Origin of the sequence: Sulfurospirillum halorespirans DSM 13726 (assembly GCF_001723605.1) — a bacterium.
Taxonomy (GTDB): Bacteria; Campylobacterota; Campylobacteria; order Campylobacterales; family Sulfurospirillaceae; genus Sulfurospirillum; species Sulfurospirillum halorespirans.
Genome location: NZ_CP017111.1, coordinates 1540428 through 1562036 on the forward strand (window position 1 = coordinate 1540428; position 21609 = coordinate 1562036).

The window sequence follows — 21609 nt, forward strand, 5'->3', positions numbered from 1 at the left end:
ACTAAAAATGACATACATGCCTCTTTTATTTTCTCTGGAAGGAAAAAAAGTTTTGTTGATAGGTGCTGGTGCTATTGGACAACGAAAATTGGAAAAACTTTTGAATTATACTAGCTCAATTACTATTATGACAAAAGAGTGTTCTCACTCAATGAAAAAAATCATACATGAAAACAAGCTAATATTAATTACTAAAAGTTATGAACCAAATGATGTAAAAGACTATGATATTATCATAGCCACTATCGATAATCTTGATCTTCAAAAAAGCATCTATCAAGAGGCTAAGAAGTACTCAAAGCTCTATAACTGTGTTGATTTCCCAGAATATTGTGATTTCATGTTTCCTTCTATTGTACAAAAAGGAGATTTACAAATAGCGTTTTCAACAGGAGGGTATTCTCCTGGATTAGCAAAAGCGTTACGTGCGTTATTTGAGAGGATTATTCCTGATGCTGTAATTCCATTTTTAGAGGAAATGAAAGTGTTACGAAAAATGCATCCGAAAGGAGAAAATAGGCAAAAAATTTTTCATGATAAAGTTAATGTATTTGTAAAACAGCACTTTATAATGCCTACTAATGGAGAAGATTTAAATGGCAAGACCCGTTAAATACGATTTAATAAAAATACTTGATGATGCAATGGAACTTTTTTGGGAAAAAGGGTTTGAAAATGTATCAATTGTAGACTTGATTCTACATACAGGTATCAATCGAAGTACAATGTACTTTTTATTTTCAGATAAAGAGGCGTTATTTAAAGAAGCACTCCATCACTATTATGCAAAAAGAGCTTCAATGATGATAGGAATATTGCAAACGAATACCGGTAAAAAAGGTGTAGAACTATTTTTAGGTAAGTTCATTTTTCGTGAAGAATTTAGAGCTTGTCTTTTTAGCATCTGTATGGGAAAAGGCGACTTTATGCGAGAAGAAGTATTTGATGTTCCAAAGAAGTTTTTTTTAGATTTAAGACAGCAACTTGAAAAAAATTTAATGGATGCCTCTGCAAATGGTGAATTTAATGGTAATGCAAAAGCAATAGCACTTACCATCGTAACTATAGTTCATGGCTTTAGCATTCATGGTAAATATAACCACCAAAAAGAAGATGGCGAATTAATTATACAAACCATACTAGCACTGCTCAAATAATCACACAACTCCTAACTAAGTTTAAATTATCTTAAATAGTATTTTGGAACAAATATTCCAGAATACGTGATTATCTACTTTTACTCCACAAGTTACCTATATATTTTCATTATAATCTTCAAATATAACAAAGAAGGAAGAACAAATGAAAGTTTTAGGAGTATCCGGCTCACCGATTAAAAATAGTAATAGTGATCGTGCTTTGCAAGCTGTGCTCGACGCAATTGGATTGGAATCAGAATTTATTAAATTATCAGACTATACCGTTGGACCATGCAACGCCTGTTTGGGATGCGTGACAACGAATCGTTGCGTTATAAAGGATGATGGAAATACATTGTGCGATAAAGTTAAAGAAGCGGATGTTCTAGTGGTATCAGGATTTACTCCCTATTCAACATTAGATTCAAGAACAAAAGCCTTTATGGAGCGGCTCTACCCTTTGCGCCACAACAATGGATATTTGGCCGGTAAACTCGGTGCTGCTGTTATTACTTCGTGCGTAACTGCACCAAGTGAAATGTTGCCTCCTGCTGCACAATTGGGTGCAAATGCTATTCATTATTTTATGATGGAAGAAGGAATGAACTTTGTAGGATCACTTCTAGTCCACGGTAATGTCCCTTGTGTTAAGTGTGGGAATGGCGATGTATGTCAAATGTCTGGATTTAAAATGCTCTATGGTGCTGAGGCTACGGTTGATTCTGTGGGTATTCATGCGTTTGAAAATCAACTAGAAATCATACAACAAGCAAAAGATTTGGGAAAAAAACTACGAGAATCATTAGTATTTTAAAGGATTATATATGGATAACATTACATTTTTAAAGAGAGGATTTTTTGAAAGAGTTTCAGGAAAACCTGCAACACATGAGCCTAAAGATAGTAGTTGTTGGGGATATTTAGATGGGAAAATTTGTATTGACCTAAATAAGGCTGATGAATTAAAAATACGTGGTGGTGCAGTTCGTCTTGAAGGGAAAAGCCTTCCTTTAAGAGTGTTGGTAATACAGAGTAAAAGTGGAGAATACAAAGCATATCAAAATAAATGTACACATATGGGAAGGCGGTTAGATTTAGTGCCTGGTACGGATACAGTGCAATGCTGTAGCTTGAATAAAGCGACCTTTGATCTTTATGGAAATAAACTTTATGGTCCTGTTTCAAAATCTATCAAGTGTTATACTGTGATAAAGGAGGATGACAATCTTATAATTTCAATTTAAAATCATTACTTTAGGCGTAGGTGGACGGTGTATAAAACTTGTCTCAAAATGATAAAAAAATTAAAAAAGGAAAATAGTATGATCACAATACCAGATAATGTAGCAACTTTGCTCAATGACGACGGAGCATCAAAAGTTTTAACAACAGTAGCTGAAGACGGTGTACCACACTCTATTGTTGTAGGCAGCATCATGGCGCCAGATAGTCAAACAATTTGTGCAGCTGAAATATTGATGAAAAAAACTGCTAAAAATCTAGAGACCAATAAAAACATCGCAGTTTTATGTCTTAAAGGAACAGAGTCTTATCTTGTAAACGCTACTGTCGTTGAAAGACAAACTGAGGGCGAGTTATTTGAGAGCGTAGCTGCGCAAATGAAAAAAGCAGGATTACCAATGAGTGCTTTATGGATATTTAAACCAACAGCTATATTTGATCAAAGTGCCGGAGAAAATGCTGGTACACAAATCGCATAATCAATACAATAAATTTTAGAGGATGTATACTATGAGTTCATTTCAAATTGATTTTTTAGGTATGTCAATTATGAATAATACACCTGGTCACTTTTTTCTTTCAGGGATAATGATAGGTTTATTCGTTTGGGCAACATTTTTTGCAAATGAAGAGCAAAAAGTAAAAGCAGTAAAAATAATGAAAGTTTGGTTTGCTTTGGTCTTGTTATCTGGATGTTACGTGTGGACGCTTGTTCCTTTTAGCATTCCATTACTCATCAAAAGCGTTGGTGGAATATTCTTGTTTTGGTTTATGCTACAAATTGTTAAAGATCCAACAAGTAAACCATTTTGGGGTCTTGCTGTGCTTACAACAATTGTCGGTCTAGGGTTAGCATTCACTGTTATTTAAAGCACAGAAAATTTATAATAAAAGAGTTTCCCTATAATTTTATATTGAAGCTATAAACCTTTCATCTTTTCATAAACGAAGAGTGAGACTATCGATTTAAAATAGATAGTCTCTTTAAATAATCTTAAGGTATTGTCTTTTGTCATACGAATAGCAATATTAAACGTATTATTAAAAACATATGCTTAATTTAGGATTTAGTGTAAATTTATCATTTATAAAATTGAACTTCGTCTGCTATTTGGTTCTTTTTTTACGTGTTTGTCGTGAGTTTTAGCCCTTTTTTCATTTAAAATTTTCATCATTTCCTCATGAAAAATAAAGTGATCTTTGTTGGCTTTATTTTTGAGGCGCTCTTCAATCAAAGGGGGCAAGCTCTTTAGCCTCTTCTTTGTCATAACACTCTTGTAATATCTTATACTCCGCATAAGGCAGTAAAACACATTGAGGAATTTCTTTTTCATCGGTGATAATCACACTTTGAATTTTATACGAAGCCACTTTGTCTAAGATTGTCCATAGATGTCGTTCAAACTTGACACGGGTGGTGGTGAGAAACATAACATAATCCAGTAATGCCTTTTCTTCCTGACGGCGTTGTGCACGCTGTTTGGATTCCTCTTTTTCAATCTTGTATAACCAGTAGGCTACAGCCATCATAAATAGGCATATAATCGCTTTCCCTAGTGTTGTTTCACCCATTATTTCTTCTCCTTTATTTGCCTTAAATAATAGACCCATAGAGCCAACGCGGTTACGAATATCATTGTTGGTGTTATTTCCATTATATTTCTCCTATTTTCTCCATGCCGAAAAAAGCCATCGAGTGCTTTTACGTATCGTTTGTATCAGCTGCATCTGTTGAAGGATGCGTTTTGCGGTGAAATAATCCCATAAGAGCCAAGCAAGTACCATGACCACCAAAGCAGCATAGATTGAAACAAAGCAGAGCATGTATAAGGCAACTGCATAGATTCCTGCTACAAGAGTGGCAAAAGGGTATTTAAACACCTTCACATCCCAAATCCTAACAGCCCAATACCATCCTAACCAATAAGCAGGTATCAGGATTATCATTACAAGTATGAGTCCTAGAATAAGTGCGATACCACCTCCTGCTTCTTCATTGTTAATACACCACTGTGGTCCATAATTATCGGACATAGCTTTTTCTCCTTCTTAAAATAAACGATCCAGCCATTTCTTCACCCAAGGATGATGACCAAATAGCACAAGCCCTAAAGCAACTATGCCTAAGAACACACAATAGAGTAAAAAGACAACCATCTCTGTTTTCATCCCTGGTTCATAGAGCACGTAAGAGCCCAAAAACAAGAACAGTGCTAGTGCACTGTTGTTAAACATTAAGACTCCTCTTTTAGTGCTTGAATGGGATGGCTATCAGCAGCCACTAAACGCCTAAACTCTTTAAGCGCACTCTGTAGCATTAAGTCCTCTTTAGCTTCTCTTTGTTCATGATAGTTAGAGGAGATAAAAAGTATCCAGAAAATAAAGAGAGCTGGCCACACTAGCGCAAGGGTAGGGAAATCAAAGCAGCTCATATCTTTTTCTCCTCTTTAAGACTTTCATAAAGTTTTCGGGCTATGGTTTTAGCCAATAGAACATCTTCAATATGTGCTTGCCTTCTCTCTAAGCGGTGTAATATCCCGTATACAATAGCGCCAATACTGATTCCCACGATAATGGTGATTAGAAACGGTGTGTTAACACAGATGAGATGGTTTAAATCCATCATGCTTTCTCCTTTTTTTAGGCATAGTTTTATCCTTGTTTTTTTTCTAAAAACCTGTTTTTTTAGACAGAACTAGGGTAGGGTGGTTTTTACATAATGCTCAAATGGTTAGGAAATATTCCCTTAAAGAATAAGGGCTAAGAAGGCAGTGATCCACGAGGGAGATGCGAAAAGAAAAAAGCTTGGTATCTAAAAAGCACCATGGTTTTACAAATGAACTTGATGGTTAAACACATGGTCTTTTACTCCTTTTTTCTTTTTTTACACATCATATTATAATCCTAAAATAATGCAAAGTCAAGCGGGTAAATGCCGATAGAATAGGGCTTAGATGCATTGTTGAGCGCTTTGATTTTTGAATAATTTTAGCTATAATGGCGCACGCACGCACTCCTGCTAAGAGAAATTTAAGCTCTTTTTTCATTTTTTCAAAAGGGTATCATTTAAATTCTCTTGTTTTTTATCACCTAAATCGTAAGAGGGTGTTATAACACTATGATAAAGCCCATGGCTTTTTACCCAATCGTATAAACACTTTTCACAAATATCCATGTTGAGTCTACTTATATCTTCCAATAAGGCACCGTCATACCCAAAGGTATGCTCACTGTGTATCAACTCTTTATGCAAGCTATTACTTTCATAATGTTCACCACAGACATCACACCGTATTTGGTTTAAGACATCCACTTCTTGTAACTCTTTTTTAAAATAATGCATGAGCTCTTCTTGCTACAGAGCATGCACAAGATGCACAATAAACTCAACACTAATGACAAACAGTGCATAATGATGCTCTCTAGTAATCAGTTTTCGCTCGTTTATTTTTTGTTTCATGTTCGTATTCTCCTTGTGTTTTAGTACAGTAATTATAAAATAAATTCGAAAAAAATACAAGAGCCTAAATATTTAAATAAATACAAAGAATAATTATAATATAATTATATAAGCATAAAAAGCACTAAAAGTCAAGCAAGGAAAACCATGGAGCGAGAAAAACTCAATACACTTTTTAAACACGCAGGCCTCAGTAAAAAAGAGTTTGCTCAAAAGCTATCAATGAATTACCAAAGTGTTAACCAATGGGAATCTACCCAAAACGCTCCTTTATGGGTATGGTCTTGGTTAGAGAACTATGCTAAAGCGAGAAAGTTTGATGAAATGATGGCATTAGGGAAAAGTATGGAGGAGGGTAAGCGATAGATTTCTTTATTGCTCGTCGTCTGTCAATAATACTATTAAAGCTTTTTATAGAACACAAAATCCCATATTAATGCAAAATGCTTTGATGCTTTAAAAGCTGAAGCGAATAGTTATAAAGAATATTCATTTATAGTAAAAACATTATTGAAAAACAAAGAAATTCTATAACAAAACCTAGCAGTGAACGCATGGCGTCACTGAAGTAAAACATTAAATGATAAAACTACTATCACATCATAAAAAATCATAACTCTCCTTATGTTGTATTAACTACACTCTGCGGTTGTAGTGACCGAAAACTCAGTTGAATATAGTCTGCACTTTTATAGCATTGCATCGTGCTTGATAGAAGCTTTCTATCCCCTTTGAGAGCGAAGGTTGGCGCGTTATGTAACGTAATGTACATAAATGATACGCGTGTAGGCTATGCGCGTAACACCTAATAGCTAATTTGTAGCTATATAACAAGAATAGTAAAATAATAAGATAGTGAAAGTATAGCATGTAAATAAGTCTCTCTTTGCCTTTTTACCGTTTTGGTATAGAAATAAAAATGCGTTTATAAAGATAATAAATGCTTATTGGCGGGCTTTAAAACAAAAAAAATACAATCACAATTTATAATTATTCAATACTAAAATTCAATTATTTTTTCAACGTTTTATATCGATTGAACATGCTATTACAAAAATATTATTAAATATATCAGTAAGAAGACTAAGTACTATATCTTAAAACAAACAATGCAAAAGTAAAATAAAAATTACAAAATTCAATTTGGAGTATTTTAAATTTGCAAGTAAAAAAAGTTTTTTGACTTTATAATAACTATCAATATGACATTGAGTATCTTAATAATACAATGTAAGTAAATATATTTATCAGGAATAGGTACAGTGAACTTTGTACGAGTGCCGATGAACTTCAAGGCAGAATGGATGCAAGTGAGTATAAAAATTATATATTTACTTTACTATTTTAAAATATTCACAGATAAAAAAAGATGATGCAAGCAGTTTAATAGAAGTGCCAGAAAGTGCAAGTTTTATGATATGGAAAAGCTTGTAGTTGACAAGATCAACAAAATCATCTCAGCTCTTGCAGAAGCAAATAACTTAAAATGTGTCATCGATAAAGCTGATTTTAATGACAAAACTAAGCTTGGCGATTGCAAGAACTCTATCAAAATATTTAACAATCTTGAGCTTGATGGCAACACCGCAGAAGGCAATGATATACTTGGTAATACGCTACTTTGCAACAGAATGTGGCAAAAGTAAAAGACAGTTTTATAGACCATCTGAAGTCTCCAATATTATATCGCAAATTATCGTCATAAAGAAAAATACCACTCAAAATCAAACGATTTATAAAACAAAACATGTGGAAGTGTGTCGCTCTTTTTAAAAGCCTTTTCTAATTCTTTTAAATTTAAGTTTATTTTAACATTCCTATGAGACATTGGTTAGTTCTTTTATCTAAAATACTATTGATAAAATTTATTTAAAGGAACTTACCATGAAAAAGACGCTTAGTCTGCTTGTTAGTAGTGTTGCGCTATTGGCTGTAACAGGAGGTGCATTAAACGCATCTGAACAAATTGCAAAATATGACAATTTAAATCATGTTGTCAACCCGGATGGCAAAAAGGCATATGTCTTAAACTATGTTGAAACAGCGGATGGAAAGCCTGATAAAAAACTAACAATTAATATTCCAGAACTTCCCTACAAAGCCAGCTTCAATTTATGTCCAAATGTTGAAGAAGCAGATAAATGCAAAGGGTCTGTCTTTGTTAGAAAAAATGACGCTGAATTTTTAGTAGACTACAATGTAGTATTTTTAGACAGCATGAAAGACAAAAAACCAGCTATAACACAAATTGAGAGTACAGAGGTCCCAATGGCTCTAAATGTCAAAAGCGATGAAGAGGAATTGTTTCTTTACCAAACATTGAGCGTTCACAACCGTTATTGGATGTTAAAAAACAAATAAAACCTTGTGAAGAAGTGGGTTTTAACAAGAAAGAGCCTGCTTCTTTTTAAAACATTGCTCTTACCTTTCTATTTTTCTATTTTAACATCGTTTTTAAGCCATAAAACTTAATCAAAAGTGCCGTCCCTCTTTTTGAAGACTTAATATATCAATACATTCAGATTATGATTGTGTACTTGAAGATGAAATACTCACGCTTGAGAGTTACAGATTTATTATGCGTTTAAACTTTAAAGCTTGAAATTTTGAATCAATGGATAAACAACTCATCAGAAACTATTTCATCATTAGCGGCAAAAGAGCGATTGATTAGCAAAAAGTGTATTAAAAAGAAAAAAATACTCTTAAATTTTGAGCTTGCAAAACAGCCTATTGAGTGTATAAAATATATCATCGTTCATGAGATGATTCATCTACTTGAGCGATACCACAATGATAATTTTAAATCTTTGATGGATAAATATATGCCAAATTGGATTGAGAGAAAAAAACTCCTTGAATATTATCCTCTTTGTTGCTGTTGATTGAAATAATTATACTGGAGTTTTTACCCTAAATAATGCTCTGAGATATTAGCTCTTTCATGTTTCATGGCCCAAGAAACCTCCTGAAGAGCTTGTACGTAAGAAAGCCCACCAATAACTTGAATTTTAAAAAATCGCTCTTGTGCGTAATTCCATCGTAATCCATGAGTCGCATCATATTTTTGCCCTGTCTGATTTGCTGCTTTTTTAAGAGCTAATCGATACTTATTTTTATTAATAATGAATTTTGAGTGTTGTATAAGATAAGCTTTTAGCTCTTGATAAGTTTCAACTTTAACCGATAAGTTCCCTGGCTTTCCTCCTTTCTCAACATCAAATATTCTTCCTTTTTGCATAGCCTCATATGTGTCGTATTCGTAGCCTTGCAGTTGAGGCACGCTAGAGTATGTATCATCTACTCTTGCATACTCAATAGTGTCACTTAGCGTATTATCTTTTAACTTATGCGTTTGCACTCTCATATATTCATCAATACGTAAGACCCCTTCTAATCTAGCCCCTGATTCATATTGAATTTTTGCAGCAAGTTTGTACAAAGGATCTTCAATAGCATTAATAAGTGCTTTGGGGTTTTCATAAATGCGTGAAAAGTTAGGATCAGCACTGGTCTCTATCACGAGTTTGTGTTTTCTTGCATCATTAAGGATGGTTTGGCGAATGCTAAAATCGTATACATAGTGCGTATTCGTTGCATATCTTTGTTGTTCTTCAATAAATTTCTCATGAAGCATTGTTAATGCATGTTCAAGCTTACCAATTGCGCAACTAATGGTTTCAAGATATTGTTCACTTACTCCTTGAAATACCTTTTTCATCATAAAGCCCATGATATACTCTGGGGTAAGCTTTTGAAGATCTTTAATGCCATAGTTGTCTTTTACATAATTACCTAATTGATTCCATATCTCTCTATATGTTTGAATCGTCCTAGTATTGGCTAGCTCTCCAGTTTGTTTTTGAAGAGCCTTGGATAGTCCTGGATGAAAAATGACTTCTGAGAGTAGTCCTGTTTGGTATTCAATTTTACTTCTCATTCGTACACCTTAGGTGTTTTGAGTTTAAATGATTTTTCACTGTAAAAACATTCGACACTTTCATTGAGTGCTTCTTCAACGATTGTCCCACTATGTAAATAGTAATGCAATTGTCTTACCAAAATACGACATTCAACTTTACATAATGTTTCAGCTAAGATAAAATTCTTTGCTTTCCTATCAAACACTTCGATACAAATATTGGTTGGCTTTTTAGGGTGCAAATAGAGCTTGATTCCATTCGCTCTTTCATAATTAAATATGGCATAGTTCTTTTGACTCATAAGCTGGGAATGGATAAATGCCAGTAGAATCTCTTGAAAATGAATAATGAAGATACGATTCACCAAAGGTGTTGTTCTCCAATAAAGTGTATCTATTTCGTAATAGGGATGACTTTTTTGTAACACATACCCACTCTCAATTTTTCCATTTTTCCCAGCACTGGTTGGGATAATCTTATTTTCTGGGATTTCTATTCTATCTGTAGCAAGATAAAACTCTTGAATCAATGGTATTACATGTAAACTCATACGAACTCCTTATATAGTTTTTTTGTAAAGATAAAACCCTATAGATACTATTCGTTTTAAAAAGCATAATTTTTAAAAATCACTCTTTACTTGCCTTACAGCATATTTAAGATCTTCAACTTTTTGTTTTATGTTGGGATAAAGTCTGGCTATAAGAGTATGATCTACTTTGAAAGAATGGTGTTTTGCTAAAAAGGCCTTTACTTTTGGAAAACTAAAATGTTCTTCTTTAACTAAGCGATAGACCAAAGGGGCATAGTGTCCTAATAGCTTAGACGACTTGGTAACCTTTTTCTTTTTGTGGGCTGCTAATGTCACTTTTATTTGCATGTTAAATTTCTCCTCTAGGGTAGTTAATTCCTTTGAATGCTTTTTTGCAGAACCAAGGTGTAAGGTATGGTAATGTGCTTCAAGGGAGAATAGAAGCGCACTATGTAAAAGATGAGAGCGATTTAGCTTAGAATCATTTCGTGATTTAAGAGCGTAGTAACGCTCTAAACTATTTTCCAAAATTTCACATTGCGTTACATCTGGTATTTTTGAAAATTTCCGTAAAAGCTGCTCTTGGGTATATGTTTTCAAGAAATATTATTTAGATTTATTTTGTAGATTTATTTCATAAGCTATAGGATCTTTTAAATATTCCATTAATTCACTTTCCCTCCACCGTGGGCTCCTAGAGCCTAAATAGATGGGAGAAGGCGCTTTTTTTAATTTCATTAGATTGCGCCAGCTACCTTCTTTTTTATTAACTATTTGAAGTACATTTGCAAGACGATATAATTTATCCATTTTTTATTCCTAGTATGATATATTTTTTTACAAAATAAATCTGCATTTATTGCGGTATAATATTGTATATTTTATTAATATTAGCTTATAAATGCAGTTATTTGCATATTTTACGGTTTATTTATACTACTTTAACTATTTAATTATATGATATTGTCTAATACTTCACTTAGATGATAAAACTTTTTTATCATTCCTTGCCTTTTTTGTGATATAATGATGTAATTAAGAATTTAATGCGCTTTATTCGCGGTATATTATTGTATTTAAATTTAATAAGCTTTAAAAGGGGATATATGCAGTTTAATGCAAATTATTTTATCGACCGATTACTTGATTACTATAAAGTTGCAACCATTGTTGCACTATCTTCTAAAATGCAAATATCGCAACAAACTATAACGTCATGGCGGACACGTAATTCTGTTTCAGCAATTCGTAAAAAGTGCCGAGAATTAGGTATTTATCACGATATTTTTAATAATTTAATATCTTCAAACAATAATTTTCAAAATGCAAATTTAAGTGGCGGTGCTACTGGAGTTGAAATTGGCTCCATAAACAAATCAATTCATTCTATTGCGAATAATGATTTTGGTTGTGATGATCTTGTCAAATCTCTTGTTAAAGAGCTTTGCAAGAAATATAAAGACGATATGGACACTCTTAAAACTTTATTGTTTCAACTAACTCTCCAGAAGTAAAAAAATGGATAATTCAGATATTACTACTTCTATTGATACGATAAAGAATGATTTTAGAGATGCAAATTTCCAAGATGAATCAGCAGGGGTTAAATTAAATAATTGCAAAATCAACTTATTGACTAATCAATTTAATTTCCCAAAACTTCATTGCATCTTTGATAAACCAAAATTTGATTCTCAAAAATTTATACAAACTGGGGCACATACTCTTGTCTATTTTTTAATTATTATTGTTAGTGCTTTTTTGATTTTAGTAACTGTATTCGATTCGCAATTTAAAAATTTAAAAGATTTAGAACCTTATCTTGTAAAAATTCTAATTGATTTAATTATGTTGGTTTTGGTACTTGTGGCTTTTTTTGAGGTTTTCTATCGAAAATATAAAATAAATTTTTCAAATAAGCTATGCTCTATTATTAGAAAAAGTTTTCTTTTCTACATTTTACTTTTTACTTTTTTAACATTATTATATATTTATTTTGGTTTGTACAAGTTTGCATTGCTATTTTTTATGGCCGCCACATACACTTTAGTTATTTTATTTCTGGTAAAAAAATAACTATAGTAGTTTTAAATTAATTTGTTTAAATACTTAACTTCAACTGGTCTAAATAATCACTCCACCATTGCATTAATATCTTTCTTTCTTTTAAATATTCAGCATGATTGTATGCGGCTTTTACACCAGAGCGTTCAGCGTGAGCCAATTGCCTTTCTATAGCATCACTATGAATTCCATGCTCACTGATTTGTTCATGTAAGATTGTTGAAGCCATTGCGCGAAATCCATGATAGACAATTTCTTCTTTTGAATATCCTAACCGTCTCAGAGCATAGTTAAGCGTGTTTTCACTCATTATTTTTATATTAGAGATTGAAGAAGGGAAAACATATAGACTACAATGTGCATTAATTGAATATGCGTGTTTCAAAATTTCTATTGTTCGATCTGTAAGTGGAACAATATGAGGAGCTTTCATTTTCATTTTAGCTGCTGGAATTCTAATTTCTCTTTTTTCAAAATCTATTTCTTTCCACTCTAATGATCTTATATTAGAAGACCGTAAAAAAATATAAGGTGAAATCATCAAAGCTAGTTTAGTGTTAATATCACCTTTGTAGCCATCAATAGCGCGGAGGAGGGCACCAACTTCTTGTGAATCTGTTATTGTTGGGAAATGCCTACGCTCTTGCGCTTGAATAACCATACTTTTTTCAATATCGGCAATAATATTATGCTCAACAATTTGCATAGTAACAGCATAACGCCAAATATTATTGAGCATGTTTAAAACTCGATCAGCTACTTCAAAAGCACCTTTATTTTGGATTTCTTTTAATATAGCTATTACTTCTAAACGACTAATTGTTTTGATATCCTTTTGCCCAATACTAATATATACATGATTAACTAAAAAGCTTTTTTTCTTTTGAATAGTTGTTTGAGCAAGTTTTCCAGCTTTTATATTAAACCATTCTTCTGATATATTTTGTAGAGTTGTACAATGTGCCAATTCTTTTTTATTATCTTTACGCTCTTGAGACGGATCAATGCTCTTGAATATTTTTTCTTTTGATTCCTGTCTTAACTTTCTAGCTTGTGCAAGTGTTATTTCTGGATATGTTCCAAAAGAGATTGTTTTTCGTGTACCTTGAAATCTGTAATCAAAACCCCATCTTTTATTTCGTTCTTTTTTAGACCAAATAATAATATATAGTCCATCACCATCATAAAGTTTATAGTCTTTTTCTTTTCGCTTAGCATTTTTTATCTGCATCTCAGATAGCGGTATAATCGACTTAGCCATGATAAATGACAGTACCTCACTTTATTTTTTTTGTAATTGTAGCATGTACTGTCAAAAATACTGTCATATATTTTGAATGTCAGTAAATTTATCTGATGTTATTTGAAGGTAAATAGAGCACATAAAGCGCTATTTAAAAGGGTTTTATGAGGTTAAATGAACTTTTATGATTGTGTTTAAAAGAAGAGATGGTACCTGAGGCCGGACTCGAACCGGCATATGTCTCCATACTAGATTTTGAGTCTAGCGCGTCTACCAATTTCACCACTCAGGCACTGTAAATAAGAGTTTGGAAGTGTACAAAAAAAAAGCTTAAACATCAGTAAAACTGAATGTTTAAGCTTTAGAAGCGAGATATTAAGCTTTTGCTACAGCGTCTTTAAGTTTTTTACCAACTTTAAATTTAACAGCTGTTGTTTTTGCAACATCAACGACTCTGTTTGTACCAGGAACTCTAGCTTTTCTAGCAGCTCTTGTAGCAGTACTAAATGTACCAAAACCGATAAAGCTTACATCTTTGCCAGAAACTAGTGCTTCGCTGATTGCTTCTAAAGCTGCATCGACAGCTTTTTGACTATCTTTCTTAGAAAGACCTGCTTTCTCAGAGACTGCTTGGATAAATTCCGCTTTTTTCATGCCCATTCCTTAATATAAAGTGTTGTAATGTGAGGATTGTACAATTTTTTTTAAAAAAAGACAATAATATTTTTTAAAAAGTTAAAGAATAGTGCCAAAAAGCCGATATTTTGCACAAGGAATTAAAATTGCTTGTATTTGATACAAAGAAAATGGATGGAGAATACTATGAGAATCACAAATAACCTTTTGTACACTAATTCAATTCGTAACTATCGAACTGCCAGTGAAAAGCTTTATGATGTTAACCAACAAATAGCCTCTGGTCTAAAGATACAAAACAGTTACGAAGACACAGGAATATATGTTGATACCATGCGTTTAAATTCTGAACTGAGCTCCCTTGAACAAGCCTCTGAAAGTAGTTCCAAAGCAAGTTCATTTGCAACTAATACGGACTCAACCTTAAGCGATATTACGGAACAGCTTGAAAACTTTAAAACATTACTAACACAAGCTGCCAATGAATCAAACTCTACAACAAGTTTAGAAGCAATTGCAGTTGAATTAGAAACAATCTATGAACAAATTAAAAGTTTATCTAATACATCAATTAACGGACAGTATCTTTTTTCTGGTTCAGCTTTGGGTACAGAACCTATTAGTAGTGATGGAACGTATAATGGAAATGGTGAGAGTTTAACGGCTGTTGTTGGTTCGGGTCTGGAGCTTGCCTATAATGTGGATGGTGAATCACTTTTCTTAGGCAGTGATAGTGAATATACCAAAACAATTTCTACGAATGTTGCAATGCTCAATCAAACATCACTTTATCCTGAAGTCATGGATTCATCAGGGACTAATAGCTCTTCGACAGAAGAGTATCTCACTGAAGATGATACGATACGTGATATGGTTGGCGATACAGACAGTGATGCCACGAACGATCCTGATACCGTTTTTTATCTTTCGGGTCGCGATGCTGATGGCGAAACATTTAGTACAAAAATAACCATGAGTTCAACATCTTCTGTTTCAGATCTTTTAGAGAGCATTGGTTCTGCTTATGGTAATACATCGACTAATCAAGTGGTTGATGTCACGATGAATGCCAATGGCCAAATTGAAGTGACGGATTTGACGGGAGGCAATAATGTGATTGAGATGAATCTCTTTGCTGCAGTGGATCGTGATGCTGCCGCGGGAACTTCTGGAGATGCCGATCAAAACAGTGTTGAAGATCTTGTTGCTCAAAGTAATGTTGATATTATTGAATTTAATGCAAGTAACTACTCAACAACCAATTCAGCTTCTACGATAGCATCACGTGCGGATACTTATGAATCAGATATTTATTATATTGGGTATCCTCTTGAAGATAGCAGTGGCGATGCAGCAGAATCAACAACGCTTTTAAGCGATATAATGCCCTCAAATGTTGATAGTATTTTAGTGGGTGCGACAACGTTATCTGTAACGGCTACTACAACAGTTCAAGATCTATTAAATACTATTTCAACTGAAACAGGAGGAACGGCACGTATCGAAGATGGACAACTGATTGTTGAGAGTACAGCCGCAGTGAGTATTCAGCTCACGGCACAAGATGCCACCACAACTGCTACGGCTGGTTTTAGTATTCCAGATGCTGCCAATTATACTGCTCGTGGTTTTGAAAAAGATGGCAATGAACTGACTGGGAATGTCTCTCAGGTAGTCATTGCAACCAATGAGTATGCAACGGCCACCACAAAGTTGAGTGAAGTCTCAGGTGTTGATACCTTAGACGGTAAGTCTTTAACATTAGATTATACTGATAAAAATGGTAATAGTAATACGGCAACTATCAACCTAAGTGATGCTGGAAGTACCGTTTCAGTAGATCTGAATGGTGATGGTGACACTACGGATACGGATGAAATATTTACAATTTACGATGGAAGTGGCAACGTAACAGCAGCGGATGATGTAACGTATCAGCAACTTACAGACGTCATTAGCATGCTTACTTCTGGAAGTCTACCAACAGATGGCGTACCTGCTGCGTCAACGGATTATGAAGAGTACAATTATGCCCTCAAAACAGCCGCAAGTAGTGTTGAAGTTGAATTAGATGATGAAGGTAAAATTACTATTTTGGATAAAACTTCCTCTGAGTCCAAAATAGAGTTGTCAATGTATGACAGTGATACAGGTGATTATAGTGGAACAACTAGCACAGCCCTCTCTTTTATGGCGAATGATGCTGTAACAACTGAAAGCCCTTCGATTGATCTTTTTTCTCAACTTGAAGAGATGATTGAAGCTGTTCGATCTGGTACATTCCGTATGGATTCAGAATCAGACGATCCTCGCAATATGGGTATACAAAATGCTTTGGCTGTTATTGATCATATTGCAGATCATGTTGAAAAAGAACATACTAAAATTGGTGCGCTATCCAATGCTCTTACAAGTGCAAATGAGACAGCTGAGACTCTTACAACGAGTATTACAACGATTCAGACTGATATTGTTGGCGTTGATTTAACCGAAGCTTATTTAGAATACACCTCTATTTCGACCTCGTATCAAACGATGTTGTCGACAATTTCTAAGGTGATGTCAATGTCTCTAGCGGATTACATGTAATAATTTGTTATAATACCTACACTTATTACATGTAAAGGATCTGCTATCTTTAAAGAGACTCTTTTTATTATTTTCATTGCTATTGCACTTTTCTTGGGCGTAGCAACCATTTTACCCGATGCTTCTGTTGTGGGAAAATTTGGTGCATTTCTTGGGCAATTCAATCAACATGCCTTTGGGTATGCGGCTTTTATCTATCCGTTTGTCTTGATATTTCCCGCGTTTACACTCTATAAAGAGAGTAGACTCACAGAGCGACGTATTGGGGTGTTTTTAGCTTCTACTATTCTGCTGTTTACTTTTTTAATGGCGCAGTCTATTATTATCAAGAGTGAATTGTATGGTTCTTTTGGGCGTGCTATCGTTGATATGTTGATCGCTTCTATTGGTATTATGGGTGTGTGGCTTTTTATTGTTGCCATCTTTCTTCTCTCTATGACACTGTTGGTAGAATCGAGTATCAGCGATTTTCTCACGATTATGAAGCCGACTTTTACCAAAACGAAAATCAAAGAGTATCAAGCCGAAGAGGAACCAACGGTTGATACAAAAAAAAGTCGCGTTATCAAAAAAGAGGTTTCAGCTCCTAAAGAAAAAATCGTGCTTAACGATGATCTTCCCGATGAAAACCCTGTTATTATTGAACCACTGTATCCTGAAAATGCAGAGCCAAAAAAATCGCTGGTTCATCTTAAAAGCACTAAAAAAGTGGAGATTCTCAGTGAAGTAGCGGAAAATACCAAACTACTTTCTGAGATTGATCAAGGTGAATGCGACAAACCCAAAGATTTCAAACTGCCACCACTGTCTTTTTTGGCTAATCCTCCTGCCAAAGTTGTGCATGTCAATGAGAGCGAGATCGATCAAAAAATTCAAGACCTTTTAGAGAAACTCAGACGCTTTAAAATTGAAGGTGATGTTGTACGCACGTACTCTGGCCCTGTGGTTACAACGTTTGAATTTAAACCTGCACCTCACGTTAAAGTCTCACGTATCTTAACGCTTCAAGATGACCTTGCGATGGCGTTAAAAGCAAAGACGATTCGTATCCAAGCTCCAATTCCTGGTAAAGATGTTGTGGGCATTGAGGTACCCAATCAAAAAATAGAGACTATTTATCTTAAAGAGATTTTAGAGAGTGATATTTTTAAAAAGTCATCGTCTCCTTTAACAATTGCACTGGGTAAAGACATTGTGGGTAATGCCTTTGTAACCGATCTTAAAAAATTGCCTCACTTACTCATAGCCGGAACAACGGGCAGTGGTAAAAGTGTGGGCATTAATGCGATGCTACTTTCACTTTTATACCGCAATTCACCCGATACCTTGCGCTTTTTGATGATTGATCCTAAGATGTTGGAGTTTTCGATTTACAACGACATTCCGCATCTTTTAACACCTGTTATTACGAAGCCTAAGCAAGCCATTGTGGCACTGGCTAATATGGTCAGCGAGATGGAGCGACGTTATCAAATTATGAGTCGTTCCAAAACCAAAAATATTGAAAATTACAATGAAAAAGCAAAAGCAATTGGTGTAGAGCCATTGCCTTACATTGTCATTATTATTGATGAGTTAGCGGATCTTATGATGACGAGTGGTAAAGATGTTGAATTTTACATTGCGCGTTTGGCTCAAATGGCACGTGCGAGTGGAATTCACCTCGTAGTCGCGACGCAACGACCTTCGGTGGATGTTGTGACAGGTCTTATTAAGGCAAACTTACCTTCTCGTATTAGTTTTAAAGTAGGGCAGAAAATCGACTCAAAAGTCATTTTAGATGCTATGGGAGCTGATTCACTGCTTGGAAATGGCGATATGCTTTTCACACCTCCTGGCACTTCGGGACTCATTCGTTTGCATGCTCCTTACACCAGTGAAGATGAGATTGACCGAGTGGTTGAATACCTCAAGAAACAGCGCCCCGTCGTATACGACGAGAGTTTTCTTAAGGAGAGTGAAGAGGGCTTTTCAGCTTCGTCTAGCAGCAAAGACAGTGGTGAGTTGGATGAGCTTTTTGACGACGCAAAAGCCATTGTCCTTAATGAAAGAAAGAGCTCAATTTCTTATATTCAAAGAAGATTGAATATTGGCTATAATAGGGCAGCGACGATTGTCGAGCAACTGGAGGCTATGGGAATACTCTCTTCTCAAAACGCTAAAGGGCAGCGTGAGATCATCGTAAACTAACCAAATCGTAAGGAGTCAGTCACAATGAGTTTTTTCCAAGCGTATGAAGCAGAAGTGAATGAAAGAGCAAAGTTAGGGGTTCCTCCTTTACCTCTTGATGCCAAAAAGACAGCCGAGGTAGTAGAGCTTTTAAAGAAAGAGGAGGGTGATCAAGCCTTTTTAAGAGATTTGTTGGCAAATCGTGTACCACCTGGTGTGGATGAAGCCGCCTATGTCAAAGCAGCTTTTCTGAACGATGTCGCTCAAAAAAACGTTACATGTAAAGCAATCTCTCCTGTCTACGCGATAGAACTTTTAGGAACCATGTTTGGTGGCTACAATGTTCAACCCCTCGTTGATGCACTCAGTTCAAAAGATGAAGCCGTAGCGCGTGCCGCCTGTAATGCACTCAAACATACAGTGCTCGTTTATAGCTCATTTAACGACATTGAAGCTCTCTGTAAAACCAACGCTTATGCGAAAGAAGTGATGACCTCTTGGGCAAATGCGGAGTGGTTTACCAATAAACCTTCTCTTGCTGAAAAAATCACGGTGGCTGTTTTAAAAGTAGCTGGTGAAACCAATACCGATGATCTCAGTCCTGCAAGCGAAGCGTTTACCAGAAGTGACATTCCTCTTCATGCCAATGCGATGTTGGTTAAAAGACTCCCTGGTTCGATTGAAAAGATTAAAGAGCTTATTGCAAAAGGCTATGAGGTCGCTTATGTCGGTGATGTTGTAGGCACAGGAAGCAGTCGTAAGTCTGGCATTAACTCCATTCAATGGTTCATGGGTCGTGAAATCCTCAATGTTCCGAATAAAAAAACAGGTGGCTTGATCTTAGGATCGACCATTGCGCCTATTTTCTTCAACACCGCCGAAGACAGCGGTGCGCTTCCGATCGAAGTCAACGTGGAAGGCTTGGAAACGGGTGATCTTATTGATGTTTATCCTCTGATTGGTAAAATCGAAAAAAATGGCAAAGTCGTTGGAGAGTTTAAACTTTCCCCAAATACCTTAGCTGATGAGTACCGAGCAGGTGGACGTATCCCGCTTATCATTGGTCGTGGCCTTACGACAAAAGCACGAGCGAGCCTTGGTATGGGCGCTGAAACTATCTTTGCCAAACCAGAGCAACCTGAAGAGCAAAAAGGTGTTGGTTACACGTTGGCTCAAAAAATGGTCGGACGAGCATGTGGCGTAGAAGGTGTTCGAGCTGGCATGTATGTGGAACCGCATACCTTAACGGTTGGTAGTCAAGATACCACAGGACCAATGACCAGAGATGAAATCAAAGAGCTTGCAGCACTTGGCTTTAGTGCCGATCTTGTGATGCAAAGTTTTTGCCACACGGCTGCTTACCCCAAACCAAGTGATGTCAAACTTCACCATACGCTTCCAGCTTTTATCACCTCACGCTCAGGTGTGAGTCTCAACGCGGGCGATGGTGTTATTCACTCATGGCTTAACCGTATGGTGCTTCCAGACACCGTAGGAACGGGTGGAGACAGTCATACACGTTTCCCGATTGGTATCTCTTTTCCTGCAGGTTCAGGTCTTGTCGCCTTTGCCGCTGTGACAGGAAGTATGCCGCTTAATATGCCTGAATCGGTTTTGGTACGTTTTAAAGGTGAAATGCAACCGGGTATCACACTTCGTGATCTTGTCAATGCGATTCCCTACTATGCGATCAAAAAAGGGCTTTTAACCGTTCCTAAAAAAAATAAAAAGAATATTTTTGCAGGAAAAATCCTTGAAATCGAAGGGCTTCCAAAACTCAAAGTTGAACAAGCGTTTGAACTGAGTGACGCTTCAGCAGAGCGAAGTGCCGCAGCGTGTGCCGTAGCGCTTGATGTTGAACCCATCGTTGAGTATCTCAAATCCAATATTACGCTCCTTGAAGCGATGGTCAAAGCAGGTTATGCGGATGCCAAAACATTGCAACGAAGAGCTGATAAAATGAAAGCGTGGATAGCTGATCCTAAGCTTTTAAAAGCGGATGCGAATGCGCAGTATGCCGAAGTCATTGAAATTGACCTTGCTGAGATCAAAGAGCCAATTTTAGCATGTCCGAATGATCCAGATGATGTCGCAACGCTGAGCGAAGTGCTTGCCGATGATAATCGTCCTAAGAAAATCGACGAAGTTTTTGTGGGAAGTTGTATGACGAACATTGGTCATTACCGTGCGCTTGGTGAAGTATTACAAGGCGAAGGCAAAGTGCCAACCACACTGTGGATCGCACCTCCTACAAAAATGGACAAAGATCAACTCACCAACGAAGGGTATTATTCCATCTTTGGAACATCAGGAGCGCGTATTGAAATTCCTGGGTGTTCACTCTGTATGGGAAATCAAGCCAATGTTAAAGAAGGTGCGGTTGTCTTCTCCACATCAACCCGTAACTTTGATAACCGTATGGGGCCCAACTCCAAAGTCTATCTCGGTAGCGCTGAGTTAGCGGCACTTTGCGCACTTTTGGGACGCCTTCCAAGCGTGGAAGAATACATGAGCTTAGTGCCAAAAAAATTAGCAGGTAAGACAGATAAAGTCTATAAATACCTCAATTTTAACCTCATAGAAGATTACGAACTCGCGAATTAAGACCTATA

At 35.7% G+C, this 21609-nt stretch carries 27 protein-coding genes and 1 tRNA gene; 15 read left to right on the top strand and 13 right to left on the bottom strand.

Annotation, left to right across the window (positions count from 1 at the left end; all coding sequences use genetic code 11):
- The first annotated feature begins 7 nt into the window (after window positions 1-7).
- The 6 genes from SHALO_RS07715 to SHALO_RS07740 all read left to right on the top strand — a co-directional run bounded on the left by SHALO_RS07715 (window position 8) and on the right by SHALO_RS07740 (window position 3251).
- Window positions 8-613 carry a precorrin-2 dehydrogenase/sirohydrochlorin ferrochelatase family protein gene (locus SHALO_RS07715; protein WP_025344702.1) on the top strand — a complete coding sequence of 202 codons (606 nt, stop codon included), beginning with the start codon at window positions 8-10 and terminating at the stop codon, window positions 611-613.
- Window positions 597-1157: a TetR/AcrR family transcriptional regulator gene (locus SHALO_RS07720; RefSeq protein ID WP_069478040.1), complete on the top strand. Its 561-nt coding sequence runs from the start codon at window positions 597-599 to the stop codon at window positions 1155-1157. Before SHALO_RS07715 ends, SHALO_RS07720 begins: the two co-directional genes overlap by 17 nt.
- A 145-nt stretch (window positions 1158-1302) precedes the next feature.
- Window positions 1303-1953 carry a flavodoxin family protein gene (locus tag SHALO_RS07725; protein ID WP_025344707.1) on the top strand — a complete coding sequence of 217 codons (651 nt, stop codon included), beginning with the start codon at window positions 1303-1305 and terminating at the stop codon, window positions 1951-1953.
- A 10-nt stretch (window positions 1954-1963) separates the two neighbouring features.
- Window positions 1964-2383: a Rieske (2Fe-2S) protein gene (locus SHALO_RS07730; protein ID WP_025344708.1), complete on the top strand. Its 420-nt coding sequence runs from the start codon at window positions 1964-1966 to the stop codon at window positions 2381-2383.
- A gap of 78 nt (window positions 2384-2461) precedes the next feature.
- Window positions 2462-2860 carry a pyridoxamine 5'-phosphate oxidase family protein gene (locus tag SHALO_RS07735; RefSeq protein WP_069478041.1) on the top strand — a complete coding sequence of 133 codons (399 nt, stop codon included), beginning with the start codon at window positions 2462-2464 and terminating at the stop codon, window positions 2858-2860.
- Between the two features lie 31 nt (window positions 2861-2891).
- On the top strand, window positions 2892-3251 hold the full coding sequence (locus tag SHALO_RS07740; protein WP_025344710.1) for a hypothetical protein: 360 nt from the start codon (window positions 2892-2894) through the stop codon (window positions 3249-3251).
- Window positions 3252-3608: 357 nt separating this feature from the next.
- Here SHALO_RS07740 and SHALO_RS07745 read toward each other — a convergent pair whose 3' ends face one another.
- The 6 genes from SHALO_RS07745 to SHALO_RS07770 form a co-directional block, all read right to left on the bottom strand.
- Window positions 3609-3953, bottom strand: a complete 345-nt coding sequence (locus SHALO_RS07745; RefSeq protein ID WP_025344711.1) for a hypothetical protein — start codon at window positions 3951-3953, stop codon at window positions 3609-3611.
- Between the two features lie 93 nt (window positions 3954-4046).
- Window positions 4047-4415, bottom strand: coding sequence for a hypothetical protein (locus tag SHALO_RS07750; protein ID WP_025344712.1), 369 nt, complete (start codon window positions 4413-4415; stop codon window positions 4047-4049).
- A 15-nt stretch (window positions 4416-4430) separates the two neighbouring features.
- Window positions 4431-4616, bottom strand: coding sequence for a hypothetical protein (locus SHALO_RS07755; RefSeq protein ID WP_025344713.1), 186 nt, complete (start codon window positions 4614-4616; stop codon window positions 4431-4433).
- Window positions 4616-4813: a hypothetical protein gene (locus SHALO_RS07760; protein WP_025344714.1), complete on the bottom strand. Its 198-nt coding sequence runs from the start codon at window positions 4811-4813 to the stop codon at window positions 4616-4618. Before SHALO_RS07760 ends, SHALO_RS07755 begins: the two co-directional genes overlap by 1 nt.
- The gene (locus SHALO_RS07765) at window positions 4810-5007 is read right to left on the bottom strand and encodes a hypothetical protein (protein ID WP_025344715.1); all 198 of its coding nucleotides are present in this window, start codon (window positions 5005-5007) and stop codon (window positions 4810-4812) included. Before SHALO_RS07765 ends, SHALO_RS07760 begins: the two co-directional genes overlap by 4 nt.
- Before the next feature lie 417 nt (window positions 5008-5424).
- Window positions 5425-5724: a hypothetical protein gene (locus SHALO_RS07770; protein WP_025344716.1), complete on the bottom strand. Its 300-nt coding sequence runs from the start codon at window positions 5722-5724 to the stop codon at window positions 5425-5427.
- A gap of 264 nt (window positions 5725-5988) precedes the next feature.
- Here SHALO_RS07770 and SHALO_RS07775 point away from each other — a divergent pair, with 264 nt between their 5' ends.
- The 4 genes from SHALO_RS07775 to SHALO_RS07790 all read left to right on the top strand — a co-directional run bounded on the left by SHALO_RS07775 (window position 5989) and on the right by SHALO_RS07790 (window position 8726).
- The gene (locus SHALO_RS07775; RefSeq protein WP_025344717.1) at window positions 5989-6207 is read left to right on the top strand and encodes a helix-turn-helix domain-containing protein; all 219 of its coding nucleotides are present in this window, start codon (window positions 5989-5991) and stop codon (window positions 6205-6207) included.
- Window positions 6208-7259: 1052 nt separating this feature from the next.
- Complete coding sequence (locus SHALO_RS15355; RefSeq protein WP_025344718.1) at window positions 7260-7487, top strand: hypothetical protein; 228 nt, start codon at window positions 7260-7262, stop codon at window positions 7485-7487.
- Between the two features lie 238 nt (window positions 7488-7725).
- A complete protein-coding gene (locus SHALO_RS07785; protein ID WP_025344719.1) occupies window positions 7726-8202 on the top strand; it encodes a hypothetical protein in 477 nt (158 codons plus the stop codon).
- Between the two features lie 245 nt (window positions 8203-8447).
- Window positions 8448-8726 carry a M48 metallopeptidase family protein gene (locus SHALO_RS07790; protein ID WP_202819545.1) on the top strand — a complete coding sequence of 93 codons (279 nt, stop codon included), beginning with the start codon at window positions 8448-8450 and terminating at the stop codon, window positions 8724-8726.
- Between the two features lie 23 nt (window positions 8727-8749).
- On the opposite strand, the gene SHALO_RS07795 is transcribed toward SHALO_RS07790, so the two are convergent.
- From SHALO_RS07795 to SHALO_RS07810, 4 genes are all read right to left on the bottom strand, one after another.
- On the bottom strand, window positions 8750-9781 hold the full coding sequence (locus SHALO_RS07795; RefSeq protein ID WP_025344720.1) for a hypothetical protein: 1032 nt from the start codon (window positions 9779-9781) through the stop codon (window positions 8750-8752).
- Complete coding sequence (locus SHALO_RS07800; RefSeq protein ID WP_069478043.1) at window positions 9778-10314, bottom strand: hypothetical protein; 537 nt, start codon at window positions 10312-10314, stop codon at window positions 9778-9780. The genes SHALO_RS07795 and SHALO_RS07800 overlap by 4 nt, the downstream gene beginning before the upstream one ends.
- 72 nt (window positions 10315-10386) lie before the next feature.
- Window positions 10387-10824 (bottom strand): hypothetical protein, encoded by a 438-nt coding sequence (locus SHALO_RS15285; RefSeq protein ID WP_145923246.1) that lies wholly within the window; start codon window positions 10822-10824, stop codon window positions 10387-10389.
- A 78-nt stretch (window positions 10825-10902) separates the two neighbouring features.
- Window positions 10903-11106: a helix-turn-helix transcriptional regulator gene (locus tag SHALO_RS07810; protein WP_025344723.1), complete on the bottom strand. Its 204-nt coding sequence runs from the start codon at window positions 11104-11106 to the stop codon at window positions 10903-10905.
- 296 nt (window positions 11107-11402) lie between these two features.
- Between SHALO_RS07810 and SHALO_RS07815 the strand changes: the two genes are divergently transcribed.
- Complete coding sequence (locus SHALO_RS07815; protein ID WP_025344724.1) at window positions 11403-11810, top strand: helix-turn-helix domain-containing protein; 408 nt, start codon at window positions 11403-11405, stop codon at window positions 11808-11810.
- Between the two features lie 4 nt (window positions 11811-11814).
- Window positions 11815-12372 carry a hypothetical protein gene (locus tag SHALO_RS07820; RefSeq protein WP_025344725.1) on the top strand — a complete coding sequence of 186 codons (558 nt, stop codon included), beginning with the start codon at window positions 11815-11817 and terminating at the stop codon, window positions 12370-12372.
- A 25-nt stretch (window positions 12373-12397) separates the two neighbouring features.
- Here the strand turns inward: SHALO_RS07820 and SHALO_RS07825 are convergent, their stop codons facing one another.
- The 3 genes from SHALO_RS07825 to SHALO_RS07835 all read right to left on the bottom strand — a co-directional run bounded on the left by SHALO_RS07825 (window position 12398) and on the right by SHALO_RS07835 (window position 14257).
- The gene (locus SHALO_RS07825) at window positions 12398-13621 is read right to left on the bottom strand and encodes a tyrosine-type recombinase/integrase (protein ID WP_025344726.1); all 1224 of its coding nucleotides are present in this window, start codon (window positions 13619-13621) and stop codon (window positions 12398-12400) included.
- Between the two features lie 189 nt (window positions 13622-13810).
- A tRNA-Leu gene (locus SHALO_RS07830) sits at window positions 13811-13895 on the bottom strand.
- An 83-nt stretch (window positions 13896-13978) separates the two neighbouring features.
- Window positions 13979-14257: an HU family DNA-binding protein gene (locus SHALO_RS07835; protein ID WP_069478044.1), complete on the bottom strand. Its 279-nt coding sequence runs from the start codon at window positions 14255-14257 to the stop codon at window positions 13979-13981.
- A gap of 168 nt (window positions 14258-14425) precedes the next feature.
- Between SHALO_RS07835 and flgL the strand changes: the two genes are divergently transcribed.
- The 3 genes from flgL (at window position 14426) to acnB (ending at window position 21601) form a co-directional block, all read left to right on the top strand.
- Entirely contained in the window at window positions 14426-16828 is a 2403-nt protein-coding gene (gene flgL, locus SHALO_RS07840; protein WP_069478045.1) for a flagellar hook-associated protein FlgL, read from the top strand.
- Between the two features lie 93 nt (window positions 16829-16921).
- On the top strand, window positions 16922-19018 hold the full coding sequence (locus SHALO_RS07845) for an FtsK/SpoIIIE family DNA translocase (RefSeq protein ID WP_238585216.1): 2097 nt from the start codon (window positions 16922-16924) through the stop codon (window positions 19016-19018).
- A 24-nt stretch (window positions 19019-19042) separates the two neighbouring features.
- A complete protein-coding gene (acnB, locus tag SHALO_RS07850; protein ID WP_069478047.1) occupies window positions 19043-21601 on the top strand; it encodes a bifunctional aconitate hydratase 2/2-methylisocitrate dehydratase in 2559 nt (852 codons plus the stop codon).
- Window positions 21602-21609 lie beyond the last annotated feature (8 nt).

Bases quoted from the DNA above. Each gene is read 5' to 3' on its own strand.
- SHALO_RS15355 (WP_025344718.1), top strand. From the start codon at position 7,260: ATGGAAAAGCTTGTAGTTGACAAGATCAACAAAATCATCTCAGCTCTT.
- SHALO_RS07785 (WP_025344719.1), top strand. From the start codon at position 7,726: ATGAAAAAGACGCTTAGTCTGCTTGTTAGTAGTGTTGCGCTATTGGCT.
- SHALO_RS07810 (WP_025344723.1), bottom strand. From the start codon at position 11,106: ATGGATAAATTATATCGTCTTGCAAATGTACTTCAAATAGTTAATAAA.
- SHALO_RS07800 (WP_069478043.1), bottom strand. From the start codon at position 10,314: ATGAGTTTACATGTAATACCATTGATTCAAGAGTTTTATCTTGCTACA.
- SHALO_RS07820 (WP_025344725.1), top strand. From the start codon at position 11,815: ATGGATAATTCAGATATTACTACTTCTATTGATACGATAAAGAATGAT.
- acnB (WP_069478047.1), top strand. From the start codon at position 19,043: ATGAGTTTTTTCCAAGCGTATGAAGCAGAAGTGAATGAAAGAGCAAAG.
- SHALO_RS07825 (WP_025344726.1), bottom strand. From the start codon at position 13,621: ATGGCTAAGTCGATTATACCGCTATCTGAGATGCAGATAAAAAATGCT.
- SHALO_RS07760 (WP_025344714.1), bottom strand. From the start codon at position 4,813: ATGAGCTGCTTTGATTTCCCTACCCTTGCGCTAGTGTGGCCAGCTCTC.
- flgL (WP_069478045.1), top strand. From the start codon at position 14,426: ATGAGAATCACAAATAACCTTTTGTACACTAATTCAATTCGTAACTAT.
- SHALO_RS07815 (WP_025344724.1), top strand. From the start codon at position 11,403: ATGCAGTTTAATGCAAATTATTTTATCGACCGATTACTTGATTACTAT.
- SHALO_RS07740 (WP_025344710.1), top strand. From the start codon at position 2,892: ATGAGTTCATTTCAAATTGATTTTTTAGGTATGTCAATTATGAATAAT.
- SHALO_RS07770 (WP_025344716.1), bottom strand. From the start codon at position 5,724: ATGCATTATTTTAAAAAAGAGTTACAAGAAGTGGATGTCTTAAACCAA.
- SHALO_RS07775 (WP_025344717.1), top strand. From the start codon at position 5,989: ATGGAGCGAGAAAAACTCAATACACTTTTTAAACACGCAGGCCTCAGT.
- SHALO_RS07735 (WP_069478041.1), top strand. From the start codon at position 2,462: ATGATCACAATACCAGATAATGTAGCAACTTTGCTCAATGACGACGGA.
- SHALO_RS07765 (WP_025344715.1), bottom strand. From the start codon at position 5,007: ATGATGGATTTAAACCATCTCATCTGTGTTAACACACCGTTTCTAATC.
- SHALO_RS07835 (WP_069478044.1), bottom strand. From the start codon at position 14,257: ATGAAAAAAGCGGAATTTATCCAAGCAGTCTCTGAGAAAGCAGGTCTT.
- SHALO_RS07725 (WP_025344707.1), top strand. From the start codon at position 1,303: ATGAAAGTTTTAGGAGTATCCGGCTCACCGATTAAAAATAGTAATAGT.
- SHALO_RS07750 (WP_025344712.1), bottom strand. From the start codon at position 4,415: ATGTCCGATAATTATGGACCACAGTGGTGTATTAACAATGAAGAAGCA.
- SHALO_RS07730 (WP_025344708.1), top strand. From the start codon at position 1,964: ATGGATAACATTACATTTTTAAAGAGAGGATTTTTTGAAAGAGTTTCA.
- SHALO_RS07755 (WP_025344713.1), bottom strand. From the start codon at position 4,616: ATGTTTAACAACAGTGCACTAGCACTGTTCTTGTTTTTGGGCTCTTAC.
- SHALO_RS07720 (WP_069478040.1), top strand. From the start codon at position 597: ATGGCAAGACCCGTTAAATACGATTTAATAAAAATACTTGATGATGCA.
- SHALO_RS07795 (WP_025344720.1), bottom strand. From the start codon at position 9,781: ATGAGAAGTAAAATTGAATACCAAACAGGACTACTCTCAGAAGTCATT.
- SHALO_RS07745 (WP_025344711.1), bottom strand. From the start codon at position 3,953: ATGGGTGAAACAACACTAGGGAAAGCGATTATATGCCTATTTATGATG.
- SHALO_RS07715 (WP_025344702.1), top strand. From the start codon at position 8: ATGACATACATGCCTCTTTTATTTTCTCTGGAAGGAAAAAAAGTTTTG.